We start from the raw sequence: 22,196 nt of genomic DNA, 5'->3' as shown, positions 1-22,196 counted from the left end.
AGGAAGCGGTCGGTATTGGCTGAGCTGAACATCGCCATTGCGGGGGATCTGCACGACCAGTGGGATCGCAGTGACCACGACGTGCTGGATCGGATCCGCCCGGATGCCCTGCTGCTGGTGGGTGACCTCAGCGACGGCAAGTGCCGCATTCCCGAACTGCTCGCCACCCTGGAGCTGCCCGTCGCCTGCGTGCTCGGCAACCACGATTCCGGCAAGGACGGCAGCGGCCGCACCCTGCGCCGCCAGCTGGAGCTGCTCGGCGAGCGGCACTGCGGCTGGGGTCTGAGGGAGCTGCGTCCTCCCGGGCTGGCGGTGGTGGGCGCCCGTCCTGGCACCGCCGGCGGCGGCTTCCACCTCTCGAAGGCGGTGCGATCGGTCTACGGACCGGTGGGCCTGCAGGAGTCCGCCCAGCGCATCAGCCGGGCGGCCCTGGCCGCCGATCCCCAGCTGCCACTGATCCTCCTGGCCCATTCCGGTCCCAGCGGCCTGGGCACCCAGGTGGACGACCTCTGCGGCCGGGACTGGAAGACGCCCGCCTGCGACTGGGGGGATCAGGATCTGGCCTTGGCGGTGGACCAGATCCGCCGCCGCCGCCCGTTGCCCCTGGTGGTGTTCGGCCACATGCATCACGCCCTTTGCCATCACCAGGGGGAACGGCTCAGCTTCCGCCGCGACGCCCAGGGCACCGCCTTTCTCAACACCGCCTGTGTGCCCCGCCACGGCGTGGACCAGCAGGGACGGGCCCTGCGTCACTTCAGCTGGGTCGTCTTCTCAGACGGCGATCTGCGCCACATCAGCCACCGCTGGTACGGCATCGACGCCGCCCTCCACTACGAGCAGACCCTCTGGACGGCGTCCCTGCCGGCGGCGGGGGTGCTGAGTCCTTGCTGATCCACGCCTGCGTCAGCAGCCATGGCTTCGGCCACGGATCCCGCACGGTCTCGGTGCTCTGTGAACTGGCCGCCCTGAGGCCCGACTGGCGGCTGGTGATCTCCACCGGACTGCCCCAGGGCTTCCTGGAGCTGTCCTTCGGTCCGGTGCCCTTCGAGCTGCGCCCCTGCCGCTGGGACGTGGGGGTGATCCAGGCCGATGCCCTCGGCGCCGATGCCGACGCCACCCTGGCCGCCCTTGAGCGGCTGGAGGAGGAACTGCCGGCGCTGGTGGAGCGCGAGGCCCGCTGGCTGGAGGACCAGCGTCAGCCGGTCCTGGTGCTGGGGGACGTGCCTCCGGCGGCGGCCCTGCTGGCCCGGCGACTGCGGGTGCCGCTCGTGTGGCTGGCCAGCTTCGGCTGGGACGTGATCCACGCCCCCATGGGCCCGGCCTTCCGTCCCTGGGCCGAACGCCACCGGCAGCTCTACGGGCAGGGGGATCTGCTACTCCATTGCCCCCTGTCCCTGCCGATGGACTGGGGGGTTCCGGACGTGCGGCTGGGCCTGACCAGCTCCCGGCCCCGGCTCGATGGCGCACGGCTGGCCCGGGAGCTGGACCTGCCGGCGGATCGGGAGCGGGTGGTGCTGGTCAGCTTCGGGGGGCTCGGCATGGCGATCGACCCGGCGTTGCTGGCCCGCTGGCCCGAACATGTGTTCATCGGGCCGGAACCGCTGCTGGCCACGGTGGCCAATGGCCGTTGCCTGCCCCAGGGGGTGCGCCCCCTCGACCTGATGCCCCTGGCGGGACGGCTGATCACCAAGCCCGGCTACAGCAGCTTCTGTGAGGCCTTCAGCCAGGGGGTGGGCATCCATCTGGTGCACCGCAGCGGCTTCGCGGAAGCGCCGGTGCTGGAGGAGGACCTGCGCAACCACGGCTGGCATCGGCTGCTGAGCCAGGAGGCCTTCCACCGCGGCGACTGGGAGCTGGACCAGCCCCTGATGCCCCCCCGGCGCGGTCCCCTCGCAGACGACGGCGCGTCCACCGCCGCACGGACGCTCGTGTCCTGGCTGGAAGGACGATCAGCACTGCCTATGGCGTAGGCCTTCAGGATTTGATCATCTGTTCATCGAATCCGGGAGATATCAGTCCCTGGCTGTAACCGGAATGCAAAACGTCATTCTTGATACAAGTAGACAGTTGTTCGACCGTCACAAATAGGGAATCGATTCTGCGGATTCATCGGCAAATTACCGCCAAGTCTCGGCGGCATGAATTCAATTTCTCTGCCACGGGATCACTGGTTCTTCCTGTTGTCGTTCTCCAGAAGACCTGGTCACACCAAGCGCATCAAGCCGGATTGACTCTGTTGTTACTGCAACGGGTCTTCCCCCACTTGTCCTTCACGACCTCTCCTCTTGCCGAACCTTCAGCGCACCCCCCTGCTTCTCGCCCTCGCCGGACTGGGTCTGAGCCTGGCCGGGCCAGTCAGGGCCGCCGAGGGCTCCCAGGCCTGGGGGGCCAGCACCGCCGCTTCCGCCGGCCCCACGCGGGTCGCGATGCTGTCGCCGCTGCCGGCCGCGCCCCGGGTGTTCGCCATCACCCCCGAGCGGCGGGCCCTGCTCAACACGATCCGCTACGCCGAGGGCACCTGGGCCAACGGCCATGAAATCGGCTACCGGATCCTCTTCGGCGGCAGCCTGTTCGACTCCCTCGAGCGCCATCCCAACCGCGTCATGCGCACGGCCCGGTACGCCAGTGCCGCCGCCGGCGCCTACCAGTTCATGCCCTTCACCTGGGACATGGTCACCCGGGCCCTCGGCGTCGACGACTTCGGGCCTGAGTCCCAGGACCAGGCCGCCCTGTTCCTGGTCCAGCGTCGCGGGGCCCTGCACCTGGCCGACCGCGGCGAGCTGACCCCCGATCTGGCGGCCCGTCTGGCTCCGGAGTGGGCCTCCTTCCCCACCCTCACCGGCCGCAGCTTCTACGGGCAGCCGGTGAAGCGCCTGAACGACCTGCGCCGCTTCTACGAGCAGAACCTGGCCCAGCTCCGCCGGGAAGCCGCTTCCGTCTGGGAGGACGTGGCGATCCGCCAGGTGCCCCCGGCCTGCAGCGACGAGAGCCTCTCCTGTCAGCTGGAACGCGTCAGCACCCCGGCCAGCACAGCACCCTGAGCGCTCAGCCTTCCCCCTTGCCCTCCAGCCGGACCCCTCCGAGGGTCTTCTGGGCGATCAGGTAGGCCAGCACCGCAGCTCCAAGGAAGCCCAGCACGTTGCGCAGCAGCGGCAGCACGTCGTGGGTGCGCGTGATGATCGGTCCCATGCCCAGGGCGACGAACAGGATCACCCACAGGGGCGAGAGCAGCAGCACCCAGGTCCACTCCACCCGGCGACCCTCCTGGCGGGGGAAGGCGGCGAACCCCACGATCAGCCCGCCCAGGATCGAGGTGCACAGGGTCAGGATCCACTGCTCCTGGGGCAGGCCGGGCACCACCTGGCAGCCGCCGATCGCCAGGCACCCCTTCACGGCATGGATGGCGGAGAGGATCGAGCCGTCCTCGCCGTGGTCCCGCACGTAGAACTGGTTGCCATAGCGGGTCTGGAGCTCCACCCAGAAGGTGCGTGGCATCAGGGCGAACAGGGCTTCGCCCACGTTGAAGTTCAGCAGGTTGCCGCCGCGGGGATCGGCCACCAGCAGCAGGCTGCGCTCGTCAAGGTCCCAGAAACCCTTGACGGCCAGTCCGGGCGTGCGCTCGTACTGGGTCAGCACCCGCAGCTTCCAGCCGCTGGTGGCTTCGAAATCCTCGAGTTCGCTCTCCAGGGCCCCCCGCTCGCCATCGGTGAGGGCCTTGGCCAGGTCGATCACCGGGGTTGGGTGATCGGGCAGCAGCTGGGGGTTGTCCGCCGCCAGGGCGGGACCACCGGCGCCCGGCAGCACCCAGGTGACGAGCACGAGGCAGACCGTGGCCAGGGCGGCCCCGAGCCGCCGCCCCAGGGGGCCGCTTGGCGCGGGCCTCCACCGCTGCGGTGACTGAACCTTCGCCGCCGTCACCGCCGCTGCTCCCGCTGCCCCATCCGCCGCCATCCGCATCGTTCCGTCGTCCATCGGTCAGCATTCTCACCGAGTCCCCCCACGCCGCGTGACCACGTCCCACCCCGGCTCCCCGGCGGCTCCTGCCTGGCTGGCCCAGCGCCTGCGGGCCGCGGGAGGCTCGGTGCCCTTCCTTGACTACATGGAGTGGGTCCTGCACGACCCGGAGCACGGCGCCTACGGCAGTGGCAGGCTCCAGATCGGCCCGGGAGGCGATTTCGCCACGGCCCCTTCGCTGGGGGAGGAGTTCGCCCGCCTGCTGGCCCCCCAGGTGGCCCAGTGGCTGGCCCAGCTGCCCGCTGACGAATGCCTGGCCCTTGTGGAGACCGGACCGGGGGAGGGGCAGCTGGCCCTGCAGCTGGCCGAAGCGCTCCACAGCGGCTGGCCCTCCCTGGCCAGGCGCACCGAGCTGGTGCTCGTCGAGCCGAATGCCGGCATGGCCGAGCGGCAGCGCCGGCGGCTCGCCGCCTGCCCCCTGCCCGTGCGCTGGGCCGACTTCCGCACCCTGGCGGACGCACCGGTGCGCGGGGTGGTGCTGGCCCACGAGGTGCTCGACGCCCTGACCGTGGAGCGGATCGAGCGCCGGGGTGGGCGCTGGTGCCGCCAGCGGGTCGTCCTGGAAGGCGACGGCCTGCGCCTGGAGGCCGGCGAGCCCCTGTCCGGGGCCCTGCTGGAACCCCTGGCCGACCTCGGGCTGCTGCCCCTCGATGAACGCCGCCCGGAGGGCTGGTGCAGCGAGCTCCATCCCGGTCTGGCCCCCTGGCTGGCCGCCTGTGGTGAAGCACTCACCCAGGGCTGGTTGCTGGTGATCGACTACGCCCACGAGGCCCGCCGCTACTACGCGCCCCAGCGCAGCAACGGCACCCTGATGGCCTACCGGCGCCAGCGGGCCAGCGACGACCCGCTGCAGGAGCCGGGCCACTGGGACCTGACCGCCCACCTCTGCCTGGAGAGCCTGGAGGTGGCCTCCCGGGCCGGAGGCTGGCAGACCCTGGGCGTCTGCCGTCAGGGGGAGGCCCTGCTGGCCCTCGGGCTGGCCCAGCGTCTGCATGGGCTCCAGCAGGAGAGCGGCACGCCGCTGGGGGAGCTGCTGCAGCGCAGGGAAACCCTGCTGCGGCTGGTGGACCCCGCCGGACTGGGTGAATTCCGCTGGATCGCCTTGCGCCGCGACGCTGAGGCGCCGACCCCGGTGACGGCCCCCCTGTTCCTGCGTCCACCCTTGGCTTGAACCAGGGCAGGGTTCCAACGCAACTCAGCGTTACATCTCAACGCAGCGTTACAGCTCAAGCCATCTACACCTCCCCGACCTCCGTTACATCCCCTCACAAAGGATTGAGCATTCCTGCTCAATCCTTCAGGCGCCATCAGGCGATGAGGTTAGGTTGAAAAGACTTCCTGAGGAGCGGCCATGGACAGGGTTCTGGGTGATCGCGTGGCTGATCGGGCTGCCGTTCGGTCGGGGGATCAGCTCGCTGTCGATGGGGTCTGGAACGATGACCCGGTCGAGCGTTACTTCGCCTGCATCACCACCTGCTCCCTGGACGACGGTGAGTGCATCACCATCTGTACCGAGGAGTTGCGGGAGAGCCACTGAGGCTGCTCAGAACCACTCCGACTGGGCCTCTTCGCGGGGATTGACGTTGGCGTGGGGGGTGGTGCGGCGGAACTCCATGGTGATGCTGCGCTTCTGCTCGCCATCGGCCGCCAGGGCCTCGATCGGGTAGAGCTGCTGGCCGTCACGGAAGGGCACCTGCAGGCGGAAGGTGCCATCGGCGGAGAGGGGAACGGCCTCGCCGCCGATGCTGAGGCTCGCCGAGGGGTCGGTGGCGCCGTAGACGATCAGCTCGGCGTCGGCCACCAGCCAGAAGGAGCGCTGGCGGGGGGCCACCCCACCGATGCCGGAACCGCTGCGGCCGGAGGCCCAGGGGCCGGCTCCGGAGGCGGACAAGGCACCGCCTCCGGCGAGACCAGCGGCGGAATCCATCTCGTGGAAGGCCTCCGAGCCACGGCCCAGGCGGCGCCAGGGGCTGGTGGCGCTCTGGTAGAGCCGCTCGTGCAGATCGTTGACGATCTCCCGCCCCGGCATGGCTCCAGGAGCAGGCTCGGCGGCAGGCGGCATGGAGAAGGCGACGAAGGGATCGGGCGCCGTCAGGGCCGGTCCGTCCAGATCCGGCACATGGGCGGTGGCGGAGAAGGCCATGGAGATCCAGCCGCCACTGCCCCCCTTGCGGAAGCCCAGTTCCACCCTGTAATCGCGTCCGGACAGGGGAACCGGGAGGTACCACTCGCTGGCCTGGCTGTCGACGACCACCTCCTGCAGGGTGTGGGGATGGGTGGATCCCCCATCGAGGCCCGTGACGTCGGCGACGCGCAGGCACAGCTGAGTGGCTCCAGCGGCCTGGGCCCGCTGGCGGTCGGCCGGCTCGATGAACCAGCGCACCTGGGACCACTGGGGATCACGGGGCACGAAGGCCACCCAGCTGGCTCCACCGCCGCTCTCCTGGGGTGCAGGGTCAGGGGTGGAGGGCGTCTGGGCCGCCGCCGCCGGGGGCTCCTCCACGGGAGCGGCGGATGGGTCGGGCTCAGCGGTCTCCTCCTGGCCGCCGAGCCCGATGGTTCGGGCCAGGGCACCGAGTCGTCGCAGGGGCTGGCTCAGGAAGTTGTTGAACCGGCTGGGACGACTGCTCATGGGCCGTGGTGAATAAAACCTTCCGGTGATGGTCTCCGATCCGGGGGGATCGCGCCTTCCCTGTCAGCGAAAGACCACGATTGAACCCCTTCCCTGCGGGGCATGGCCGGCAGGAACCCCCAGGATCGGGCCGCCATGTCAGGGGGCCCCGATCGAACTGGCGACCGCCAGGGCGGCCCTGATGGTGGCGGGTTCGACGTCGTCGCGGATCGTGACCGAGCCCACACCGGTGGGCAGCACGAAACGCACCTTCCCCTGGCGCACTTTCTTGTCCGCCTGCAGGGAGGCCAGCACCGCCTCCGGATCGAGGGCTGGCCAGTCCATGGGCAGCCCGGCGGCGGCGATCAGGCGTCGCTGGCGGTGCTGATCCGCCTGGCTCCAGAGACCCATGGCCACGGCGATGTCGCCGGCCGCCAGCATGCCCAGCCCCACGGCTTCGCCGTGCAGCCAGGTGCCGTAGCCGCTGAGGTTCTCCACCGCGTGGCCCAGGGTGTGTCCGTAATTGAGGATCGCCCGCAATCCCCCTTCCCGTTCGTCGGCCGCCACCACGCGGGCCTTGGCGGCCGCCGAGCGCTCCAGCAGCCGCTGCAGGAGCACGGGGCCAAGGGCTTCCCGGCTGGCCAGGCCACCGCGGGGGTCCCGTTCGGCGGCCGTCTCCAGATCCCGGAAGAGAATCCCGTCGCCGATGACGGCGTACTTGATCACCTCCGCCATCCCGGCCCGGAACTCCCGTTCCGGAAGGGTCGCCAGCACCAGGGGGTCGATCAGCACCAGCTTGGGCTGGTGGAAGGCGCCGATCAGGTTCTTGCCGCCGGGATGGTTCACCCCGGTCTTGCCGCCGATGGCCGCATCCACCATCGCCAGCAGGGTGGTGGGCACCTGCACCACGGCGATGCCCCGCAGCCAGGTGGCGGCCGCGAAGCCGGCCATGTCCCCCACCACACCGCCGCCGAGGGCGACGATCAGGGAGCTCCGCTCCAGGCGGTGGGCGAAGGCGGCGTCGTGGATGGCTGCCACCGTGGCGGGGTTCTTCTGTTCCTCCCCGGCCTCGATCACCAGCGTCTGAACCACAAAGCCGCTGGCCTCCAGGCTCTGCCGCGCCAGGGCTCCATGGAAGCCTTCCACGTCGGGGTTGGTCACCATCAGCACCCGGGTGCCGCTCTGGATTCCTCTTTCGAGCAGGAAGGACCCGAGGCCCTCGAGCAGGCCTTCACCGATCAGGATCGGGTAGGGATCGGCAGCGAGGGACACCGTGATGGTGCGGTACTCCTGCGGCACGGAGGAAGGGGCGAGGGTGGCCCGAGGCTAGGACTGGGGCGACAGGCGCCGGACCACCTCCAGCACCGCCTCCCCGTAGCTGGCCAGCTTGGCGTTGCCGATGCCGGTGAGATCGGCGAGCTCGTCCAGGGAGGCGGGACGGCGTTCGGCGATGGCCACCAGCGTGCGGTCGTGAAAGACCACATAGGGAGGCAGGCGCTGCTGCCGGGCCTGCTCCAGCCGCCAGGCCTTCAGGGCCGCCAGGAGTTCCGGATCGGCGGACTCCGCGCTGGCCCCTGGTGTGGCGTTCCCGGAGGGGCGCCCCCCACGCCGCTCCCGGGCCGGAGGCGGCAGCCTGACCTCAAGCCGCGACTCCCCCCGCAGCAGCGGCCGCACCAGGTCATCGGGGCCGAACTGCAGGCCGCCGTGGCCATCGGCGGCCGCCACCAGGTAGCCCCTGGCGGTGAGCTGCCGGAAGAGGCTGCGCCACTGCAGCCGGTCCAGTTCCTTGCCGATTCCGTACACCCCCAGCTGGTCATGGCCGAGGCTGCGGACCCGGGCGGTGTCGCCCCCCAGCAGCACGTCCACCAAATGGGCGGCCCCGAAGCGCCCGCCGGTCCGGTACACGGTCGAGAGGGCCTTGCGGGCCGGCTCGGTCACGTCCACGCCCTGGTTGGGCTCCAGGCAGACGTCGCAGTTGCCGCAGTCGGCGCTGCCCGTTTCGCCCAGATAGTCGAGCAGGATCCGGCGACGGCAGCCGGAGGTCTCGGCGAAGCCGATCAGGGAGTCGAGCCGGCCATGCTCGATCCGCTTCTGGGCCGGTTCGGCGTCGGACTCCTCGATGAAGCGGCGCAGCGGCGGCACGTCGGCGGCGCCGTGCACCATCCAGGCGATGGCGGGCAGCCCATCGCGGCCCGCCCGGCCCGTCTCCTGGTAGTAGGCCTCCAGGCTCTTGGGCAGGTCCACATGGGCGACGAAGCGCACGTCCGGCTTGTCGATGCCCATGCCGAAGGCGATGGTCGCCACCACGATCACGCCGCTGCCATGGCGGAACCGCTCCAGGGCGGCGCTGCGTGTGTCCGCCGCCAGGCCGGCGTGATACGGCAGGGCGTCATGCCCCTCGGCCGCCAGCAGGGTGGCGAACTCCTCCACCCGCTTGCGGGAGCGGGCGTAGACGATGCCGGCGTGGCCCCGCTGGCTGGCGATGAACTCCAGCAGCTGGCGCTTCGGCTCGCTCTTGTCCCGCAGCAGGTAGCGGATGTTGGGCCGATCGAAGCTGGCCAGGAACACCGCCGCCTGCTCCAGGCCCAGGCGCTTCACGATCTCGGTCCGGGTGCGGGGATCGGCGGTGGCGGTGAGGGCGATGCGGGGCACGGTCCCGAAGCGCTCCGCCAGCACCGCCAGCTGCAGGTACTCGGGCCGGAAATCGTGGCCCCATTGGGAGACGCAGTGGGCTTCGTCGATGGCGAACAGGGCCAGGGGCAGATCGGCGAGCCGCTCGATCAGATCACCGTTCAGCAGCCGCTCCGGCGACACGTAGAGCAGGTCCAGCCCGCCGGCCTGCAGCTCCCGCCAGGTGGCCGCCGCCGCCTCGCCGCTCTCGGCCGAATGCAGGGCGGCCGCCCGCACGCCCGCCTGCCGCAGGGCCCCCACCTGGTCCTGCATCAGGGCGATCAGGGGCGACACCACCACGGCCGTGCCTGGCCGGCAGAGGGCCGGGATCTGATAGCAGAGCGACTTGCCGCCACCGGTGGGCATCAGCACCAGGGCCGATCCCCCCGCGCAGACGTGCTCGACGATGGCGGCCTGGGGGCCGCGGAAGGCGTCGTAGCCGAAGACCTCCCGCAGCACCTGCTTCGGCGTCGGCGTTGGGGTCATGGGGAAAGGGGTGGGGCGGCACCAAGGGGGCTCCTGCCTCGGTTCCGATTGTGCATCGCCCCGGCTCCGGCAGGATGCACCCATGGCCCGACCCACCCCCGCCGCACCGGCAGCCACCCGCTCCGCCTGGGCGTTCCTGACCCCCGCCCTGGTGCTGCTCGCCGTGTCGGTGCTGATCCCGGCGGCGATGGCCCTGGTGATCAGCTTCACCCGCACCGGGCTGGATGTGGGTGAGCCGCTCACCTTCGTGGGCCTGGCCAACTTCCGCCGCCTGCTGGCCGATCCGATGCTGCTGCGGGTGACGGGCACCACCTTTCTCTATCTCTTGGGGGTGGTGCCGCCGATCGTGCTCGGATCCCTGGCCCTGGCGGTGCTGGTCAACCGCCAGTTGCCGGGCATCCACTGGTTCCGTGGCGCCTTCTACACCCCGGTGCTGGTGTCGCTGGTGGTGGCGGCGATCGCCTTCCGCTGGCTCTACGCCGAGAACGGGCTGGTCAACGGCTGGCTCGGTGCCCTGCTGGGGGATCGCTTCTCACCGATCGGCTTTCTCACCTCCACCGGCCTGGCCCTGCCCTCGGTGATGCTCGTGACCCTCTGGAAGGGCCTTGGCTATTACATGGTCATCTTTGTGGCCGGCCTGCAGGGGATCTCCGCCGATCTCTACGAGGCGGCGGCCCTCGACGGCAGCGAGGGATGGCGTCGCCATCTGGACATCACCCTGCCCCTGCTGAGGCCCTACATCACCCTGGTGGCGGTGATCTCGGCCATCGGGGCCACCAAGGTGTTCGAGGAGGTCTACCTGATGACCCAGGGGGGCCCGGCCGACAGCACTCGCACGATTGTCTACTACGTGTACGACCAGGCCTTTTCCGAGCTGGAGATCAGCTACGCCTGCACCGTCGGGCTGGCCCTGTTCCTGATCGTGCTGCTGCTCAGCCTGCTCCGCTACGCCTTCGCCGCCGAGAACCCGCTCCAGTGATCCCCCTGCCAGGGATCCCCCTGCAGGGGGCCTCGACGACCTGATGCCAGGCTGGTCCCCGCTTCGAGCCACCAACCCCAGGGTGCAGACCATCGCGGACCCCCTTCCCCAGGCCACGCCGGCACCGCTCGATGCCATCGGCATCGTCGGAGGTGGCCAGCTGGCCTGGATGCTGGCCGAGGCCGCCCAGGATCTCGGTGTCGCCCTTCACGTGCAGACGCCAGGAGCCGAGGATCCGGCCACCCGTGCCGCCGCCAGCGTGGTGCTGGCGGCGGTCGATGACGTGAACGCCACCCGGGAGCTGGCCGGCCGCTGCGGCGCCATCAGTTTCGAGAACGAGTGGATCCCGCTCGAGGACCTGCGGGCCCTGGAGGGGCCCGCCCTACACTTCCTGCCGGGTCTCGACGCCCTCCAGCCCCTGGTCAGCAAGGCGGGCCAGCGACGGCTGCTCGGCGACCTGCACTTGCCCGCCCCCCGCTGGTGCCCCCTGGCCGATGTGCTCCAGCCGGAGCCTCCCCTCCCCCCGGCCGGTGACGCGGCTGGGCTGCCGCTGGTGGCTCCCCTGCGTCCCATGCAGGCGCCGGCGCTGCCGCGTCTCCCCGACGGTTTCGCCTTCCCCCTGATGGCCAAGGCCAGCCGGGGGGGCTACGACGGCCGGGGCACGGTTCCGGTCGCCGACCTGGGGGCCCTCGAGGAGCTGCTCCAGCGCGTCGAGCCGGACGACTGGATCCTCGAGGAACTGGTGGGCTTCGATCAGGAACTGGCCCTCGTGGCCTGCCGTGACCGGCAGGGGCAGGTGGCCTGCTACCCCCTGGTGCAGACCCACCAGCACAGCCGTGTCTGCGACTGGGTGCTGTTCCCGGCACCGGTGGACCACCGGGTCGAGGTGTTCGCCCGCAACGTGGCCGCCTCCCTGCTCACCGCCCTCGACTACGTGGGGGTGCTGTCGATCGAGTTCTTCTATGGGCGCTCGGGCCTGCAGGTCAATGAGCTGGCCCCCCGCACCCACAACTCCGGCCATCTGACGATCGAGGCCTGCCGCACCAGCCAGTTCGCCCAGCAGGTGCGGATCGTTGCCGGTCTGCCGATGGGCTCCACCGATGCCGTGGTGCCCGGGGCACTGATGGTCAACCTGCTGGCGCCGGAGACGGGCGATGACGAGCAGCTCGTGCGCCGGCGGGCGCTGGAGGCGCTTCCGGGCGCCCATCTGCACTGGTACGGCAAGCGGGGCGGTGGGGTGGGCCGCAAGCTGGGCCATCTGACCCTGCTCCTGGATGGCAGCACCGCGGAGGAGCGGGAGCTGCAGCGGCAGCGCCTGCTGGCCGAGGTGAGGGCCATCTGGCCGCTCCCCCCCCAACCCGCCTAGGATGGAGTTGGACTGCTGTGTTGGTGACTGCCTTTCACAGTTTTCTGATCTGACTCCCTTTCGACATGGGGAGTCTTCAGCGACGGCAACGTAGACCGGCTTCATTGCCGGAAACGAAGCCCCGCCCCTGACTCCCCTTCTGGTTCATCCAGGTCGAACACTGGGGCAAGACGGCACGGCGGTCCACCCCTTTTCAGCCCATCCCGATCACACCCGGCCCGGCATGCTGGGGAGACGTCCCCCCTGCCGCCGTGAACAGCGAGCCCTCGAGCTTCCTGCAGGCCTTCGAGCGCCTGCTCGCCCGCGCCCCGGGTCCGGTGTTTCCCAGGGCCCGGGCGCTGTACCTGCAGAAATACCCCCTGGAAGGGGAGTCCGGCGGCGATTTCCGCACCTTCCTGCTGGAGGAGGAGATCCAGGAAAGTCCCGCCGGCGCCTTGCGGATCCGGGCCCTGGCCCTGGCGATCGTGGCCTGGGGCCAGCCCCGCTTCGATGTGGCCGCCGCATCGGCCTACCTTGAGCAGCGCTGGGGACTGCACCCCAGCGACCTGCAGGTGGTGGAAGGGGCGAACTGGTTCCGCGACAGCGGCGCCTACGGCCGCTTCGGCACCCCGGCCGTCTACGAACGGGTGGCCCCCACCAGCCTGCTCAGTTCGTCAACCGATCCAACTCCTCCTGCAGCTGATCCCGGCTCAGTCGGGTGACCACGAACACCTCCTGGGCCGTGCTGCCCCTGCGGGCCAGCAGCTTGTGGCCTCCGGTGATCGGACTCGACACCCGCAGCCGCAGGCCGACGCTGCGGCCCCTGACCCGGGTGATCACCGCCGGGGTGATCGTGTCGATCTCTTTCAGGGTCGCCAGCCTTCGCAGCAGCGGGATCAGGCCCTCCACGTAGGTGCTGTGGGTGATCACCAGCCGGGCCATGGGTGCCGCTCAGCCGTGGCCCAGGGGCGCCATCGTCAGCCCTTCGGCGGAGAGCAGCTGGTGGTAAAGCTCCCCCTGCTCAAGCGGTCCGCTCCAGACCACCGCAGAACCCTCGCCATCGATCCGGTGGGCCAGCTCCCAGGCCCGGTCGGGCTGCATGCCGGGGAGGTGGCGCACGAGCACCGCGACCACGTGCTGGAAGGTGTTGACGTCGTCGTCGAGCACGATCACGTTGACGCTGGGGTAGCCCTCAGACCGGCGCTGGGCGATCGGGGCGGTACTTCTCGAGGGAGCGACGACCATGGGCCCGCAGCGGCTGCCGGTCACCAGCGTAGGTAACATGCGCGCAGTCTTGAACCGGTCCCGATGTTGATCACCCTTGGTTGGTCCGCCCTGGCGGCCATCTTCAGCTTCTCGATCGCCATGGTCGTGTGGGGCCGCAACGGTGACAACAGCATCGGTTTCTGATCTGGCCTTCCCCACCACCACCCTGCTGGCGGGCCTCGCCTCCGCCCTGCTGCTCTTCGTGAGCGTGGGCGTGATCTATCTCTCCACCGTCGAATGGCGGGACAAGCGTCGGCGCCGCTCCAGCGAGGGCCGCAATCGCTGAGGGGGCCCGCCATGGCGGCTCCAGTGTTCTGAGGGGCGTGGGCCGGGTTGGGCCACCGATGACGGAACGAACGCGGGACCGGACCCCGGTCCCCACCCTCCCAGGCTCCACCCAGCCGGCGTTTCCATGAGCCGCCCGTTCGAGACACTGCGCCGCTCACTGGTGGCACCGGCCCTGCCGCGTCTGCCCCGCAGGCTGCCGCTGCCGCCCCTGCCGCTCACCACGGTCACGCTGCTGCTCCTGCTGCTGCTGCCGGGCCTCGCCCTGTGGCGCTGGCCCCGGCCCCGGGCCCAGGGGCTCGAGCAGCTGATGGCGGTGAGCAGCCTGCTGCAGAGCTTCCCCGCCAGTCCCGGGCGGCCGGTCCCGGCCCTGTGGAGCGAACGCCTCGGCGAGGCCCCGGCCACCCGCCTGTGGCGCGACCAGCGCCGCACCTGGTGGCAGTTCTGGGGACCCCACACCGATGGGGGTGCGTACCTGGTGGTGCAGGAGATCGCCGGCGCTGGAGCCGGGCGGCCCCTGCCTGCCGATGCCCTGCGGGTGGGCAACCTGCTGGTGGTGGCACCCGATCCCCTCTCCCGCCGCCTCCTGCAGGACCAGCTGCGACCGGACCAGCGTGCCGGTCGCGGACTGTTCAGTGCCTGCCTCCCCCGGCTGGAGACCGGCCAGGGGGTCTTCTGGAACGCTTCCGGCCTCGGGGCGCTGGTGGGTCCCCTCGCCCCCCTGCTGGAGGCCTATCAGGAGGGCTGTCTGTCCCTGTCGCTGGAGTCCTCCGAGGTGCGCTGGCGCGGCGAAGCCTCCGACCGGCCCGCCGCCGTCGGCCCGGCCGGCAGCCTGAGATCCCCGGATCTGCCCGCCCCATCCAGGCCGCCCCTGCCGGCTGATCAGCTTCTGGAACTCCAGGGCTCCTCCCTTGAGCAGCTGTTCCGCGGGCTGCTGGCCCGCCAGCTGATCCGCGATCCCCTGGCGGCCCGCTACGGCATCGACACCAAGGGGCTGGCCCTGCTGCGGCGTTCCCCGTTCCGCCTGCGGCTCCAGCCCCAGGCCACCGGTCCCTTCCAGGCCTCGCTCGAGCTCCAGGTGGCGGTGGGATCCGATCGCCAGGGCTGGCGTCAGCTGCTGCTGGGCCTGGCCAAGGCCCTGCAGGCCCAGGGGCTGGAGGATGGCCCCGGCAGCACCACGACCTCCCAGGCGCAGGCCGCCACCTGGAGCCGGCAGGACGGCGTGGTGCTGGGAGGATGGCGCTGGATCGGCGAGAGCGGGCCCACGCCCCAGCTGCTGCTGTTCCTCGGTCCGGTGCCAGGCCGGTGGCAGACCATGGCGATCGCGGGGACGAGTGCCCCCGCCAGCGGCGAGCTCTGGTTGCGGGTCCGGCCCCGGGGCCTCGACCAGCTGGGCCTGCTCCCCGAGCCCCTGCCGGAGCTGGTGCGCCGGGCTGACCAGCTGTGGATGGAGGCCGTACCCGGGGAATCCGCCAGCGGCGGCGCTGGGCTCAGCTGGCTGAAGGGACGCCTTCAGGTGAGCCGCTGACGGCCTGACGCTCACGCCGCCGCCGTTCGGCGGCCACGGTCTCCTCCATGAGCTCCACGGCCATGGTCATCTTCTCGAGGTTGCTGGCGTACAGGGCGAGATCCTTGTCGAGCCGGTCGCGCAGCAGCCCCATCGACGCGCCGATCTCGTGGGCCAGCTGCCGCAGGGCCTGGGGCTCCATGGCGTCGTCGGCCAGGGCCTGCTCCAGCAGGGCCAGCAGGCCGACGGCCATCAGGCGGGAATAGTGGAAGTCAGGCCGGCGGATGCCGGCCAGAGCGGTGGCCACCGGCGGCGGTGCCCCCTCCCCCTGTGACTCGATCCACTGGCGCACCTCGGCCTGGCTGTGGCGCCCCATGGCGGCCAGGGCGTCGTTGCACTGGCGACGCAGGTCGGGCCCGTCGAAGCCGGAGGAGGCGCACAGGGCCTCGAAGAGGGGGCCCTTCTGGGCCTCGGGGCGGTAGCCCCGGGCAAAGCCATCGAAAACCTGGACGACCCCGACGGCGAACAGGGGATCGCTCTGGAAACCCTTCTGACGGCTCAACAGGTGGAGCTCCACCAGCAATTCGTCGACCATGCGTCGGTAGAGGGGACCGATGACATGGGGGAAGGCGCCATGGAAGGCGCGCTTGCTGTCGGCGACGGTGAGAGCAGCGCTCACGCGAATGGATTCTTCGTTGCAGCGACCTTAGCGCTGCAGGCACTCGACCCGATCGGCGGCTGGGTAGGATCGTCTCAATCGCCTGTCTGGAGCCCATGATCCCGATCGTCATCGAGGAGTCGGGTCGCGGTGAAAGAGCCTTCGACATCTATTCCCGCCTGCTGCGCGAGAGGATCATCTTCCTCGGCGAACCGGTGACGGCGGAGTCCGCCAACCGCGTCGTGGCCCAGCTGCTGTTTCTGGAGGCTGAAGATCCTGAGAAGGATATCTTCCTCTATGTCAATTCCCCGGGCGGTTCGGTTTACGACGGCCTCGGCATCTTTGACACGATGCAGCACATCAAACCTGACGTCCAGACTGTCTGTGTGGGACTGGCGGCCAGCATGGGCGCTTTCCTGCTCTGCGCCGGCGCCAAGGGCAAGCGCAGCAGCCTGAGCCACTCCCGGATCATGATCCACCAGCCCCTCGGCGGCGCCCGGGGCCAGGCCAGCGACATCCGCATACAGGCCGATGAGATCCTCTATCTCAAGGACAAGCTGAACCGCGAACTGGCCGGCCGTACCGGTCAGGATCTTGAGCGGATCCAGATCGACACCGACCGGGATTTCTTCATGTCCCCGGCCGAAGCGATGGCCTATGGCCTGATCGACAAGGTGATCGAAAAGCGGCCCGTTCGCCCCGTCTGAGCCGACAGCGGACACAAAAAAAGGGCCTGCCGGAGCAGGCCTTTTTCATGGCGAAGGACCGGCCTTCAGGGTGCTTCGGTGGTCTCGGCCACGGCGGCAGCCTGAGGGGGGGCGGCGGCCAGGTCGGCGGCCGTGAGCAGGGGGGAGAAGCGATCCTTGTCGGGAATCGAGGCGAACTCGGAGACGATCAGGCGGAACTCATCGCCATCCAGGCTCTCCTTCTCGATCAGCAGTTCCACCAGACGGTCCATGCAGGCACGGTGTTCCGCCACCAGCTTGACGGTGTCGGTGTAGCAGCTCTGGACGATCTGCCGAACGGCCTCGTCGATCTTGTGGGCGATGGCATCGGAGACATCGCTGCGGGTCATCAGGTCGCGACCCAGGAACACCTCCTGATTGCCGGCTTCCAGGGACATCGGACCCAGGTCGCTCATGCCGAAGCGCGTCACCATCTGGCGGGCCATGGAGGCCACCTGCTGGATGTCGCCGCCGGCACCGGTGGTCACCTCGGAGTGGCCGAACACCACGTCCTCGGCGGCACGGCCCCCCAGGGCGCCCATGATCCGGGCCCGCAGCTGGGCGCGGCTGACGAGCATCTGTTCCTCGTCGGGGGCGAACCAGGTGAGGCCCTGGGCCTGACCGCGGGGGATCAGGGTGACCTTCTGCACCGGATCGTGCTGCTTCACCAGGGTGCCCACCAGGGCATGGCCCACTTCGTGGTAGGCGATCAGACGCTTGCTGCGGCCATCGGTGAGGGGTTTGCCCTCCATGCCGGCGATGATCCGGTCGACGGCGTCGTCGATCTCGGCCAGGCCGGTGGCCTCCTTGCGCCGGCGTGCGGTGAGAATCGCCGCCTCGTTGAGCAGGTTGGCCAGGTCGGCGCCGGTGAAGCCGGGGGTGCGACGGGCGATCATCTCCAGGGAGACATCGTCGGCCAGCTTCTTGTTGCGGCTGTGGACCTTGAGGATCGAGAGGCGCCCCTTGATGTCGGGGGCGTCGACCTGCACCTGGCGGTCGAAGCGACCGGGCCTCATCAGGGCCGAGTCCAGGACGTCGGGGCGGTTGGTGGCGGCGATGATGATGATGCCGCTGTTGCCCTCGAAGCCATCCATCTCGGTGAGCAGCTGGTTGAGGGTCTGCTCCCGCTCGTCGTTGCCGCCGCCGATGCCGGCGCCGCGCTGACGGCCGACGGCGTCGATCTCATCGATGAAGATCAGGCAGGGGCTGTTCTCCTTGGCCCGCTTGAACAGGTCGCGCACGCGGCTGGCGCCCACACCGACGAACATCTCCACGAACTCCGAACCGGAGAGGGAGAAGAAGGGCACACCGGCCTCGCCGGCGATCGCCTTGGCCAGCAGGGTCTTGCCGGTGCCGGGGGGGCCCACCAGCAGCACGCCGCGGGGAATCTTGGCCCCCACGGAGGTGAAGCGCTCGGGGGTCTTGAGGAAGGTGACCACCTCCTGGAGATCCTGCTTGGCCTCCTCCACCCCGGCCACGTCGTCGAACTTGACGCCGGTTTCGGCCTCCATGGCGAACCGTGCCTTGGATTTGCCGAACTGCATGGCCTGGCCCGGCCCGCCCGGCATGCCGGAGGAGCGCCGGGCCAGGAAGATCAGCGAGCCGATCAGCAGCAGCGGGAACAGCAGGTTGCCCAGCAGGCCGAGGGCCGGAGGGGTGGACTTGGGCGGATGGACATCGAAGCTGATGCCCTGGTCCTTGAGCTTGTTGATCAGCTCCGGCGCCACGCCGGGGAGATCGACCCGCAGGCGCTGGACGCGGTTGTCGAGATCGGGATCCACCGCCTCGATCACGGCGGTGCGACCGCCGTCAAAGATGTCGACGGCGGTGACGCGTCCGGCTTCCACGTAATCCAGGAAGCGGCCGTAGCTCATGCGGGCCACCGCTGCATTGCGGGGCGCCGTGGTGTCTCCGCCGCTGCCGGCGGGGGCCAGACGCCCCCCGGAACTCAGCAGTTGCCAGCCCAGGAACAGGGCCACGACGACCGGCAACAGCCACAGGGCAAGGACACGCCAGCGCTGATTCATGGTTGTGAAGCTTTTGGACAACCTTAAGAGCGCAGAGCCCGGTACCGGGAGCTCGGCGGTCCCGCTGCGGACGGCTCAGCCGGCCTGGAGCCAGGGGTTGAGCTCGACGCCACCGGCGGCGGCCTCCGGCACCGGCGCCGATTCCATGATCAGTTCGCGGGCCTCGATCGATTCGAGCAGCTCCGGACCGCCCAGGCCGTGTGTCCAGATCTCCACCTCGCTCCGCTCCGGACACTGAAAGGTCAGGAGTTCGAAAGGAAAGACGACCCGTTCGAGGAAGAACTGCTCCGGCCCGATGCAGCGCAGGATGACCATGCGGTCGGAGCCGTTCCGGTAGCCGCAATCCACCTGTTCCGTCCTGGCCAGTTGATCCAACACCTTCATGCGGCGACGTCCATACCATCAAGCCACCGTGGCTGTGGGGATTCGGTGACGAAGGCGACGGATTGCCAGTCTTAATCTTTTCTTCTGTTCTCTCCGGGGCGTGGGCGGGCTACGGCCCGGAACCGGCCAGGCCACGCTGGCCCGCTGGCTCGTCCCCGCAGTCTGGACGCTCCCCGAGCCCCACCCCCTTCAGAGACTCCGGAGGGCCGCGATCGGATCCAGCCGGGCGGCCCGGCGCGCCGGCACGACCCCGAAGAACAGACCGATCGAGCCGGACAGCCCCACCGTCAGCAGCACCGTGCTGGCCTCGATGGTGGCCGGCAGGGGGGTGAACGCCGCCACCAGGCCGACGGTGCCCAGGCCCAGGGCACTGCCGATCACCCCGCCGAGGCTGGCCAGCACCAGGGATTCCACCAGGAACTGGAGCAGGACGTCGCTGCTGCGGGCACCGAGGGCCTTGCGCAGGCCGATTTCCTCGGTGCGTTCACTCACCGACACCAGCATGATGTTCATGATGCCGATCCCGCCCACCAGCAGGGACACGGCACCGATGGCGCCGAGCATCAGGGTGAGCCCGCCCGTGATCGTGCCGACGATGGTGAGGGCATCCTTCTGGGAGCGCACGGCGAAGTCGTCCTCCCGCAGGATGCGGTGGCGCTGGCGCAGCAGGTTGGTGATCTGGAAGGCGGCGGCGCCCGTGCTGGCTTCATCCTTCGCCTCCACGCTGATGAAGGTGAGGCTGATGCCGAAGGTGGGATCCCGCCCGCTCAGCTGGCTCACCATGGTGGTGAGGGGGATGTAGGCGTTCTCGTCCTGGTTGGAGCCAAACACCGCCCCCTTCGAAGCCAGAACGCCGATCACCTCAAAGGACTTGTCCCGGATGCGCAGCTGGCGGCCCAGGGCCTCGCCGGTGGGCATCAGCTTCTTCTGCAGATCGGGCCCGATCACCACCACGTTGCGGGCCCCCTTGAGGTCCCGCTCGTCGATGAAGCGGCCCCGGGTCACTTCAAAGCTGCGCACGGGCAGGAATTCCGGCGTCACCCCGGAGACCGAGACCGATGAGCTGAAGCCACCGGCCTGGGCGACTTCATTGAGGGTGATCTGGGGGGCGACGCGACGGACGCTCGGCACCTGCTCGGCGATCGCCTTGGCGTCCTCCAGCACCAGGGTCCGCGGCATCTCGATCCCCTGGCGCCGGGTGTCGTTGTTGCCCGGCACCACGAACAGCACGTTGGCGCCCAGGGTGCTGAGCTGACTCTCGGCCAGGTTCTGGGCCCCTCTCCCGACCCCCACCAGGGTGATGACGGAGGCGTTGCCGATCACGATGCCGAGCATGGTGAGCAGGCTGCGCAGACGGTTGGAGCGCAGCGTCAGCAGCGCCATGGCCACTGTTTCGCTCAGGGGCAGCTTGGAGGCCATGGCGGCGCAAACGGAGTGGCTTCGGTTCTAGAGGAACGAGGGCACCGACGAAGCGTGGGCACTGCGGGGCCCCCGGTGGACCACACCCTCCTGAATCTCGAGGGTGACCACCTCGCCCATGCGCAGTTCGAGGGTGGCGTTGGCCACACCGACGATCACGGGCACGCCCAGACGCTCGGCGATCACGGCGGCGTGGCTCTGGCGGCCCTCCTCCTCGGCGATCACCCCGCGGGCCTTGCGGATCGCCTCCAGGTAGGCGGCGCTGGTCTCGCGGACCACCAGGATCTCGCCGGCCTCCAGGCGGGCCGCATCCTCGGGCGAGCTGGCCAGTCGCACCTTGCCGCTCACGGTGCCGCTGCCGATGCCGACACCGCGACCCATGACGGCCGAGACGATGCCCACTTTGACCAGGTCGGTGGAGCCGCTCACCCCCTCGAGGGTGCCGGCGGTCTGGACCACCAGGTCACCGGCTCCCAGCAGGCCCAGCTGCTGGGCCGTGGCCATGGCGACGCTGAAGGTGCGGCTGCTGCTGGACTCGTCCTGGATCAGCAGCGGATTGACCCCCCACACGAGCTGCAGCTGGCGGGCCACCGTCACGTCGGAGGTGATGGCCAGGATCGGGGTGCTGGGGCGGAACTTGCTGACGTTGCGGGCCGTGGAGCCGGTCTTGGTCAGGGGCAGGATCGCTGCGGCGTTGAGCTGGCGGGCGATGCTGCTGACCGCCTGGCAGATGGCGTTGGGGATGGTGGTGGCCATGTGGCTGTCCAGCACCCGCTGGGGATAGTCGCGCTCGATGCGGCGGGCGATCTGGTCCATGGTGGCCACCGCCTCCACGGGGTAGTCGCCGACGGCCGTCTCGTTGGAGAGCATCACCGCGTCGGTGCCGTCAAGGATGGCGTTGGCCACATCGCTCACCTCGGCGCGGGTGGGCCGGGGGCAGGAGGCCATCGAATCGAGCATCTGGGTGGCCGTGATGATCGGGATGCCGAGGCTGTTGGCCTTGCGGATCAGTTCCTTCTGCAGCAGCGGCACCTCCTCGGCGGGCATCTCCACCCCGAGGTCGCCACGGGCCACCATCACCCCGTCGCAGAGGGGCAGGATCGCGTCGATGGCGTCGATGGCCTCGAACTTCTCGATCTTGGCCACCACGGGCGTGTCGTGGCCGTGGCTGCGGATCAGCTCCCGGATCTCAAGCATGTCGGAGGGGTTGCGCACGAAGCTGAGGGCGACCCAGTCGACCCCCTGCTGCAGGCCGAAGGTCAGGTCGCGGCGGTCCTTGGGGGTCAGGGCCCGGATCGACAGCTGAACATCGGGGAAGTTCACCCCCTTGTTGTTGGAGAGCACCCCGCCGACGGTGACCTTGCACTTGAGGGTCTGCCCGGGGCCATCCACCTCCACCACCACCATCTCGACGCGGCCGTCGTCCAGCAGGATGCGGCTGCCGCTGGTCACCTCGTCCGCCAGCCGGTCGTAGGTGACGGTGGCGATGGTGTTGTCGCAGTTGACGGCCCGGGACGTGAGCGAGAAGGGATCCCCCTTGGCCAGGGTGATGGGACCACCCTGGAAGCGGCCCAGGCGGATCTTCGGTCCCTGCAGATCCTGGAGGATGCCGATGTGAACGCCCATTTCATGGGCCACCTGGCGGATGGTGGCGATCCGATCGGCGTGATCGCTGTGATCGCCGTGGGAAAAGTTGAGACGGAAGGTGGTGGCGCCGGCGGCGATCAGCTCCCGCAGCACCTCGGGTGACTCGGTGGCGGGCCCGATCGTGGCCACGATCTTTGTGCGACGCATGAGATCGTGAGGGGCCATTGGACGAC

23 protein-coding genes and 1 other RNA gene are annotated in these 22,196 nt (G+C 69.8%); 13 read left to right on the top strand and 11 right to left on the bottom strand.

The window, feature by feature from the left end:
* The first annotated feature begins 15 nt into the window (after positions 1–15).
* The 3 genes from KUG38_RS10935 (at position 16) to KUG38_RS10925 (ending at position 3,041) form a co-directional block, all read left to right on the top strand.
* Positions 16–891: a TIGR04168 family protein gene (locus KUG38_RS10935; protein ID WP_216921330.1), complete on the top strand. Its 876-nt coding sequence runs from the start codon at positions 16–18 to the stop codon at positions 889–891.
* Entirely contained in the window at positions 885–1,970 is a 1,086-nt protein-coding gene (locus tag KUG38_RS10930; protein WP_216921328.1) for a hypothetical protein, read from the top strand. Before KUG38_RS10935 ends, KUG38_RS10930 begins: the two co-directional genes overlap by 7 nt.
* A 315-nt stretch (positions 1,971–2,285) precedes the next feature.
* Complete coding sequence (locus tag KUG38_RS10925) at positions 2,286–3,041, top strand: glycoside hydrolase family 24 protein (protein WP_216921326.1); 756 nt, start codon at positions 2,286–2,288, stop codon at positions 3,039–3,041.
* A 4-nt stretch (positions 3,042–3,045) separates the two neighbouring features.
* On the opposite strand, the gene KUG38_RS10920 is transcribed toward KUG38_RS10925, so the two are convergent.
* Positions 3,046–3,972: a TPM domain-containing protein gene (locus KUG38_RS10920; protein WP_286195885.1), complete on the bottom strand. Its 927-nt coding sequence runs from the start codon at positions 3,970–3,972 to the stop codon at positions 3,046–3,048.
* A gap of 34 nt (positions 3,973–4,006) precedes the next feature.
* On the opposite strand from KUG38_RS10920, the gene KUG38_RS10915 reads away from it, so the two are divergent.
* Both KUG38_RS10915 and KUG38_RS10910 read left to right on the top strand, forming a co-directional pair.
* The gene (locus tag KUG38_RS10915) at positions 4,007–5,185 is read left to right on the top strand and encodes a class I SAM-dependent methyltransferase (RefSeq protein WP_216921324.1); all 1,179 of its coding nucleotides are present in this window, start codon (positions 4,007–4,009) and stop codon (positions 5,183–5,185) included.
* A 180-nt stretch (positions 5,186–5,365) separates the two neighbouring features.
* The gene (locus KUG38_RS10910) at positions 5,366–5,551 is read left to right on the top strand and encodes a DUF8642 family protein (RefSeq protein ID WP_216921803.1); all 186 of its coding nucleotides are present in this window, start codon (positions 5,366–5,368) and stop codon (positions 5,549–5,551) included.
* A gap of 6 nt (positions 5,552–5,557) precedes the next feature.
* Here KUG38_RS10910 and KUG38_RS10905 read toward each other — a convergent pair whose 3' ends face one another.
* The 3 genes from KUG38_RS10905 to recQ all read right to left on the bottom strand — a co-directional run bounded on the left by KUG38_RS10905 (position 5,558) and on the right by recQ (position 9,781).
* Positions 5,558–6,646 (bottom strand): DUF4912 domain-containing protein, encoded by a 1,089-nt coding sequence (locus KUG38_RS10905; protein WP_216921322.1) that lies wholly within the window; start codon positions 6,644–6,646, stop codon positions 5,558–5,560.
* A gap of 138 nt (positions 6,647–6,784) precedes the next feature.
* Positions 6,785–7,924: a 3-dehydroquinate synthase gene (gene aroB / locus KUG38_RS10900; RefSeq protein ID WP_216921320.1), complete on the bottom strand. Its 1,140-nt coding sequence runs from the start codon at positions 7,922–7,924 to the stop codon at positions 6,785–6,787.
* Between the two features lie 27 nt (positions 7,925–7,951).
* Positions 7,952–9,781 carry a DNA helicase RecQ gene (gene recQ / locus KUG38_RS10895; RefSeq protein WP_216921318.1) on the bottom strand — a complete coding sequence of 610 codons (1,830 nt, stop codon included), beginning with the start codon at positions 9,779–9,781 and terminating at the stop codon, positions 7,952–7,954.
* 82 nt (positions 9,782–9,863) lie between these two features.
* Between recQ and KUG38_RS10890 the strand changes: the two genes are divergently transcribed.
* The 4 genes from KUG38_RS10890 to KUG38_RS10875 all read left to right on the top strand — a co-directional run bounded on the left by KUG38_RS10890 (position 9,864) and on the right by KUG38_RS10875 (position 12,827).
* The gene (locus KUG38_RS10890; protein ID WP_216921315.1) at positions 9,864–10,760 is read left to right on the top strand and encodes a carbohydrate ABC transporter permease; all 897 of its coding nucleotides are present in this window, start codon (positions 9,864–9,866) and stop codon (positions 10,758–10,760) included.
* A gap of 43 nt (positions 10,761–10,803) precedes the next feature.
* Positions 10,804–12,126, top strand: a complete 1,323-nt coding sequence (locus KUG38_RS10885; RefSeq protein ID WP_216921312.1) for an ATP-grasp domain-containing protein — start codon at positions 10,804–10,806, stop codon at positions 12,124–12,126.
* A 6-nt stretch (positions 12,127–12,132) separates the two neighbouring features.
* Positions 12,133–12,315: non-coding RNA, 6S RNA (ssrS, locus tag KUG38_RS10880), on the top strand.
* Positions 12,316–12,377: 62 nt separating this feature from the next.
* Positions 12,378–12,827: a hypothetical protein gene (locus KUG38_RS10875; RefSeq protein ID WP_216921309.1), complete on the top strand. Its 450-nt coding sequence runs from the start codon at positions 12,378–12,380 to the stop codon at positions 12,825–12,827.
* On the opposite strand, the gene KUG38_RS10870 is transcribed toward KUG38_RS10875, so the two are convergent.
* Positions 12,772–13,047, bottom strand: coding sequence for a DUF2103 domain-containing protein (locus tag KUG38_RS10870; RefSeq protein ID WP_216921306.1), 276 nt, complete (start codon positions 13,045–13,047; stop codon positions 12,772–12,774). The two genes, KUG38_RS10875 and KUG38_RS10870, sit on opposite strands and share 56 nt — an antisense overlap.
* A 9-nt stretch (positions 13,048–13,056) precedes the next feature.
* Complete coding sequence (clpS, locus tag KUG38_RS10865) at positions 13,057–13,350, bottom strand: ATP-dependent Clp protease adapter ClpS (RefSeq protein WP_094584641.1); 294 nt, start codon at positions 13,348–13,350, stop codon at positions 13,057–13,059.
* Between the two features lie 63 nt (positions 13,351–13,413).
* Here clpS and petN point away from each other — a divergent pair, with 63 nt between their 5' ends.
* The 3 genes from petN (at position 13,414) to KUG38_RS10850 (ending at position 15,184) form a co-directional block, all read left to right on the top strand.
* Entirely contained in the window at positions 13,414–13,515 is a 102-nt protein-coding gene (petN, locus tag KUG38_RS10860) for a cytochrome b6-f complex subunit PetN (protein ID WP_094584640.1), read from the top strand.
* Positions 13,493–13,657 (top strand): hypothetical protein, encoded by a 165-nt coding sequence (locus tag KUG38_RS10855; protein ID WP_015108282.1) that lies wholly within the window; start codon positions 13,493–13,495, stop codon positions 13,655–13,657. Before petN ends, KUG38_RS10855 begins: the two co-directional genes overlap by 23 nt.
* Before the next feature lie 126 nt (positions 13,658–13,783).
* Positions 13,784–15,184 carry a hypothetical protein gene (locus tag KUG38_RS10850; RefSeq protein WP_216921303.1) on the top strand — a complete coding sequence of 467 codons (1,401 nt, stop codon included), beginning with the start codon at positions 13,784–13,786 and terminating at the stop codon, positions 15,182–15,184.
* Here the strand turns inward: KUG38_RS10850 and psb29 are convergent.
* On the bottom strand, positions 15,147–15,842 hold the full coding sequence (gene psb29, locus KUG38_RS10845; RefSeq protein ID WP_216921300.1) for a photosystem II biogenesis protein Psp29: 696 nt from the start codon (positions 15,840–15,842) through the stop codon (positions 15,147–15,149). The two genes, KUG38_RS10850 and psb29, sit on opposite strands and share 38 nt — an antisense overlap.
* Positions 15,843–15,937: 95 nt before the next feature.
* Between psb29 and clpP the strand changes: the two genes are divergently transcribed.
* On the top strand, positions 15,938–16,528 hold the full coding sequence (clpP, locus tag KUG38_RS10840; RefSeq protein WP_094584637.1) for an ATP-dependent Clp endopeptidase proteolytic subunit ClpP: 591 nt from the start codon (positions 15,938–15,940) through the stop codon (positions 16,526–16,528).
* A 65-nt stretch (positions 16,529–16,593) separates the two neighbouring features.
* Here clpP and ftsH read toward each other — a convergent pair whose 3' ends face one another.
* The 4 genes from ftsH to pyk all read right to left on the bottom strand — a co-directional run bounded on the left by ftsH (position 16,594) and on the right by pyk (position 22,188).
* Positions 16,594–18,573 (bottom strand): ATP-dependent zinc metalloprotease FtsH, encoded by a 1,980-nt coding sequence (ftsH, locus tag KUG38_RS10835; protein ID WP_216921296.1) that lies wholly within the window; start codon positions 18,571–18,573, stop codon positions 16,594–16,596.
* A gap of 75 nt (positions 18,574–18,648) precedes the next feature.
* On the bottom strand, positions 18,649–18,957 hold the full coding sequence (locus tag KUG38_RS10830) for a DUF1830 domain-containing protein (RefSeq protein ID WP_216921271.1): 309 nt from the start codon (positions 18,955–18,957) through the stop codon (positions 18,649–18,651).
* Between the two features lie 189 nt (positions 18,958–19,146).
* A complete protein-coding gene (locus KUG38_RS10825; protein ID WP_216921268.1) occupies positions 19,147–20,376 on the bottom strand; it encodes an ABC transporter permease in 1,230 nt (409 codons plus the stop codon).
* Between the two features lie 27 nt (positions 20,377–20,403).
* The gene (gene pyk, locus KUG38_RS10820; RefSeq protein ID WP_216921265.1) at positions 20,404–22,188 is read right to left on the bottom strand and encodes a pyruvate kinase; all 1,785 of its coding nucleotides are present in this window, start codon (positions 22,186–22,188) and stop codon (positions 20,404–20,406) included.
* Positions 22,189–22,196 lie beyond the last annotated feature (8 nt).

The sequence above is a fragment of the Synechococcus sp. CCAP 1479/9 genome, from assembly GCF_019038535.1.
In the GTDB taxonomy this organism is placed as follows: Bacteria; Cyanobacteriota; Cyanobacteriia; order PCC-6307; family Cyanobiaceae; genus Cyanobium.
Note: the sequence above shows the minus strand (reverse complement) of the source record. Positions and strands in the feature narration are given on the sequence as shown.

Coding starts and splice junctions, on each gene's coding strand:
- KUG38_RS10920 (WP_286195885.1), bottom strand. CDS start 3,972: ATGGACGACGGAACGATGCGGATGGCGGCGGATGGGGCAGCGGGAGCA.
- KUG38_RS10850 (WP_216921303.1), top strand. CDS start 13,784: ATGAGCCGCCCGTTCGAGACACTGCGCCGCTCACTGGTGGCACCGGCC.
- ftsH (WP_216921296.1), bottom strand. CDS start 18,573: ATGAATCAGCGCTGGCGTGTCCTTGCCCTGTGGCTGTTGCCGGTCGTC.
- KUG38_RS10910 (WP_216921803.1), top strand. CDS start 5,366: ATGGACAGGGTTCTGGGTGATCGCGTGGCTGATCGGGCTGCCGTTCGG.
- recQ (WP_216921318.1), bottom strand. CDS start 9,781: ATGACCCCAACGCCGACGCCGAAGCAGGTGCTGCGGGAGGTCTTCGGC.
- KUG38_RS10905 (WP_216921322.1), bottom strand. CDS start 6,646: ATGAGCAGTCGTCCCAGCCGGTTCAACAACTTCCTGAGCCAGCCCCTG.
- KUG38_RS10890 (WP_216921315.1), top strand. CDS start 9,864: ATGGCCCGACCCACCCCCGCCGCACCGGCAGCCACCCGCTCCGCCTGG.
- petN (WP_094584640.1), top strand. CDS start 13,414: ATGTTGATCACCCTTGGTTGGTCCGCCCTGGCGGCCATCTTCAGCTTC.
- KUG38_RS10870 (WP_216921306.1), bottom strand. CDS start 13,047: ATGGCCCGGCTGGTGATCACCCACAGCACCTACGTGGAGGGCCTGATC.
- KUG38_RS10830 (WP_216921271.1), bottom strand. CDS start 18,957: ATGAAGGTGTTGGATCAACTGGCCAGGACGGAACAGGTGGATTGCGGC.
- KUG38_RS10885 (WP_216921312.1), top strand. CDS start 10,804: ATGCCAGGCTGGTCCCCGCTTCGAGCCACCAACCCCAGGGTGCAGACC.
- clpP (WP_094584637.1), top strand. CDS start 15,938: ATGATCCCGATCGTCATCGAGGAGTCGGGTCGCGGTGAAAGAGCCTTC.
- KUG38_RS10825 (WP_216921268.1), bottom strand. CDS start 20,376: ATGGCCTCCAAGCTGCCCCTGAGCGAAACAGTGGCCATGGCGCTGCTG.
- pyk (WP_216921265.1), bottom strand. CDS start 22,188: ATGGCCCCTCACGATCTCATGCGTCGCACAAAGATCGTGGCCACGATC.
- clpS (WP_094584641.1), bottom strand. CDS start 13,350: ATGGTCGTCGCTCCCTCGAGAAGTACCGCCCCGATCGCCCAGCGCCGG.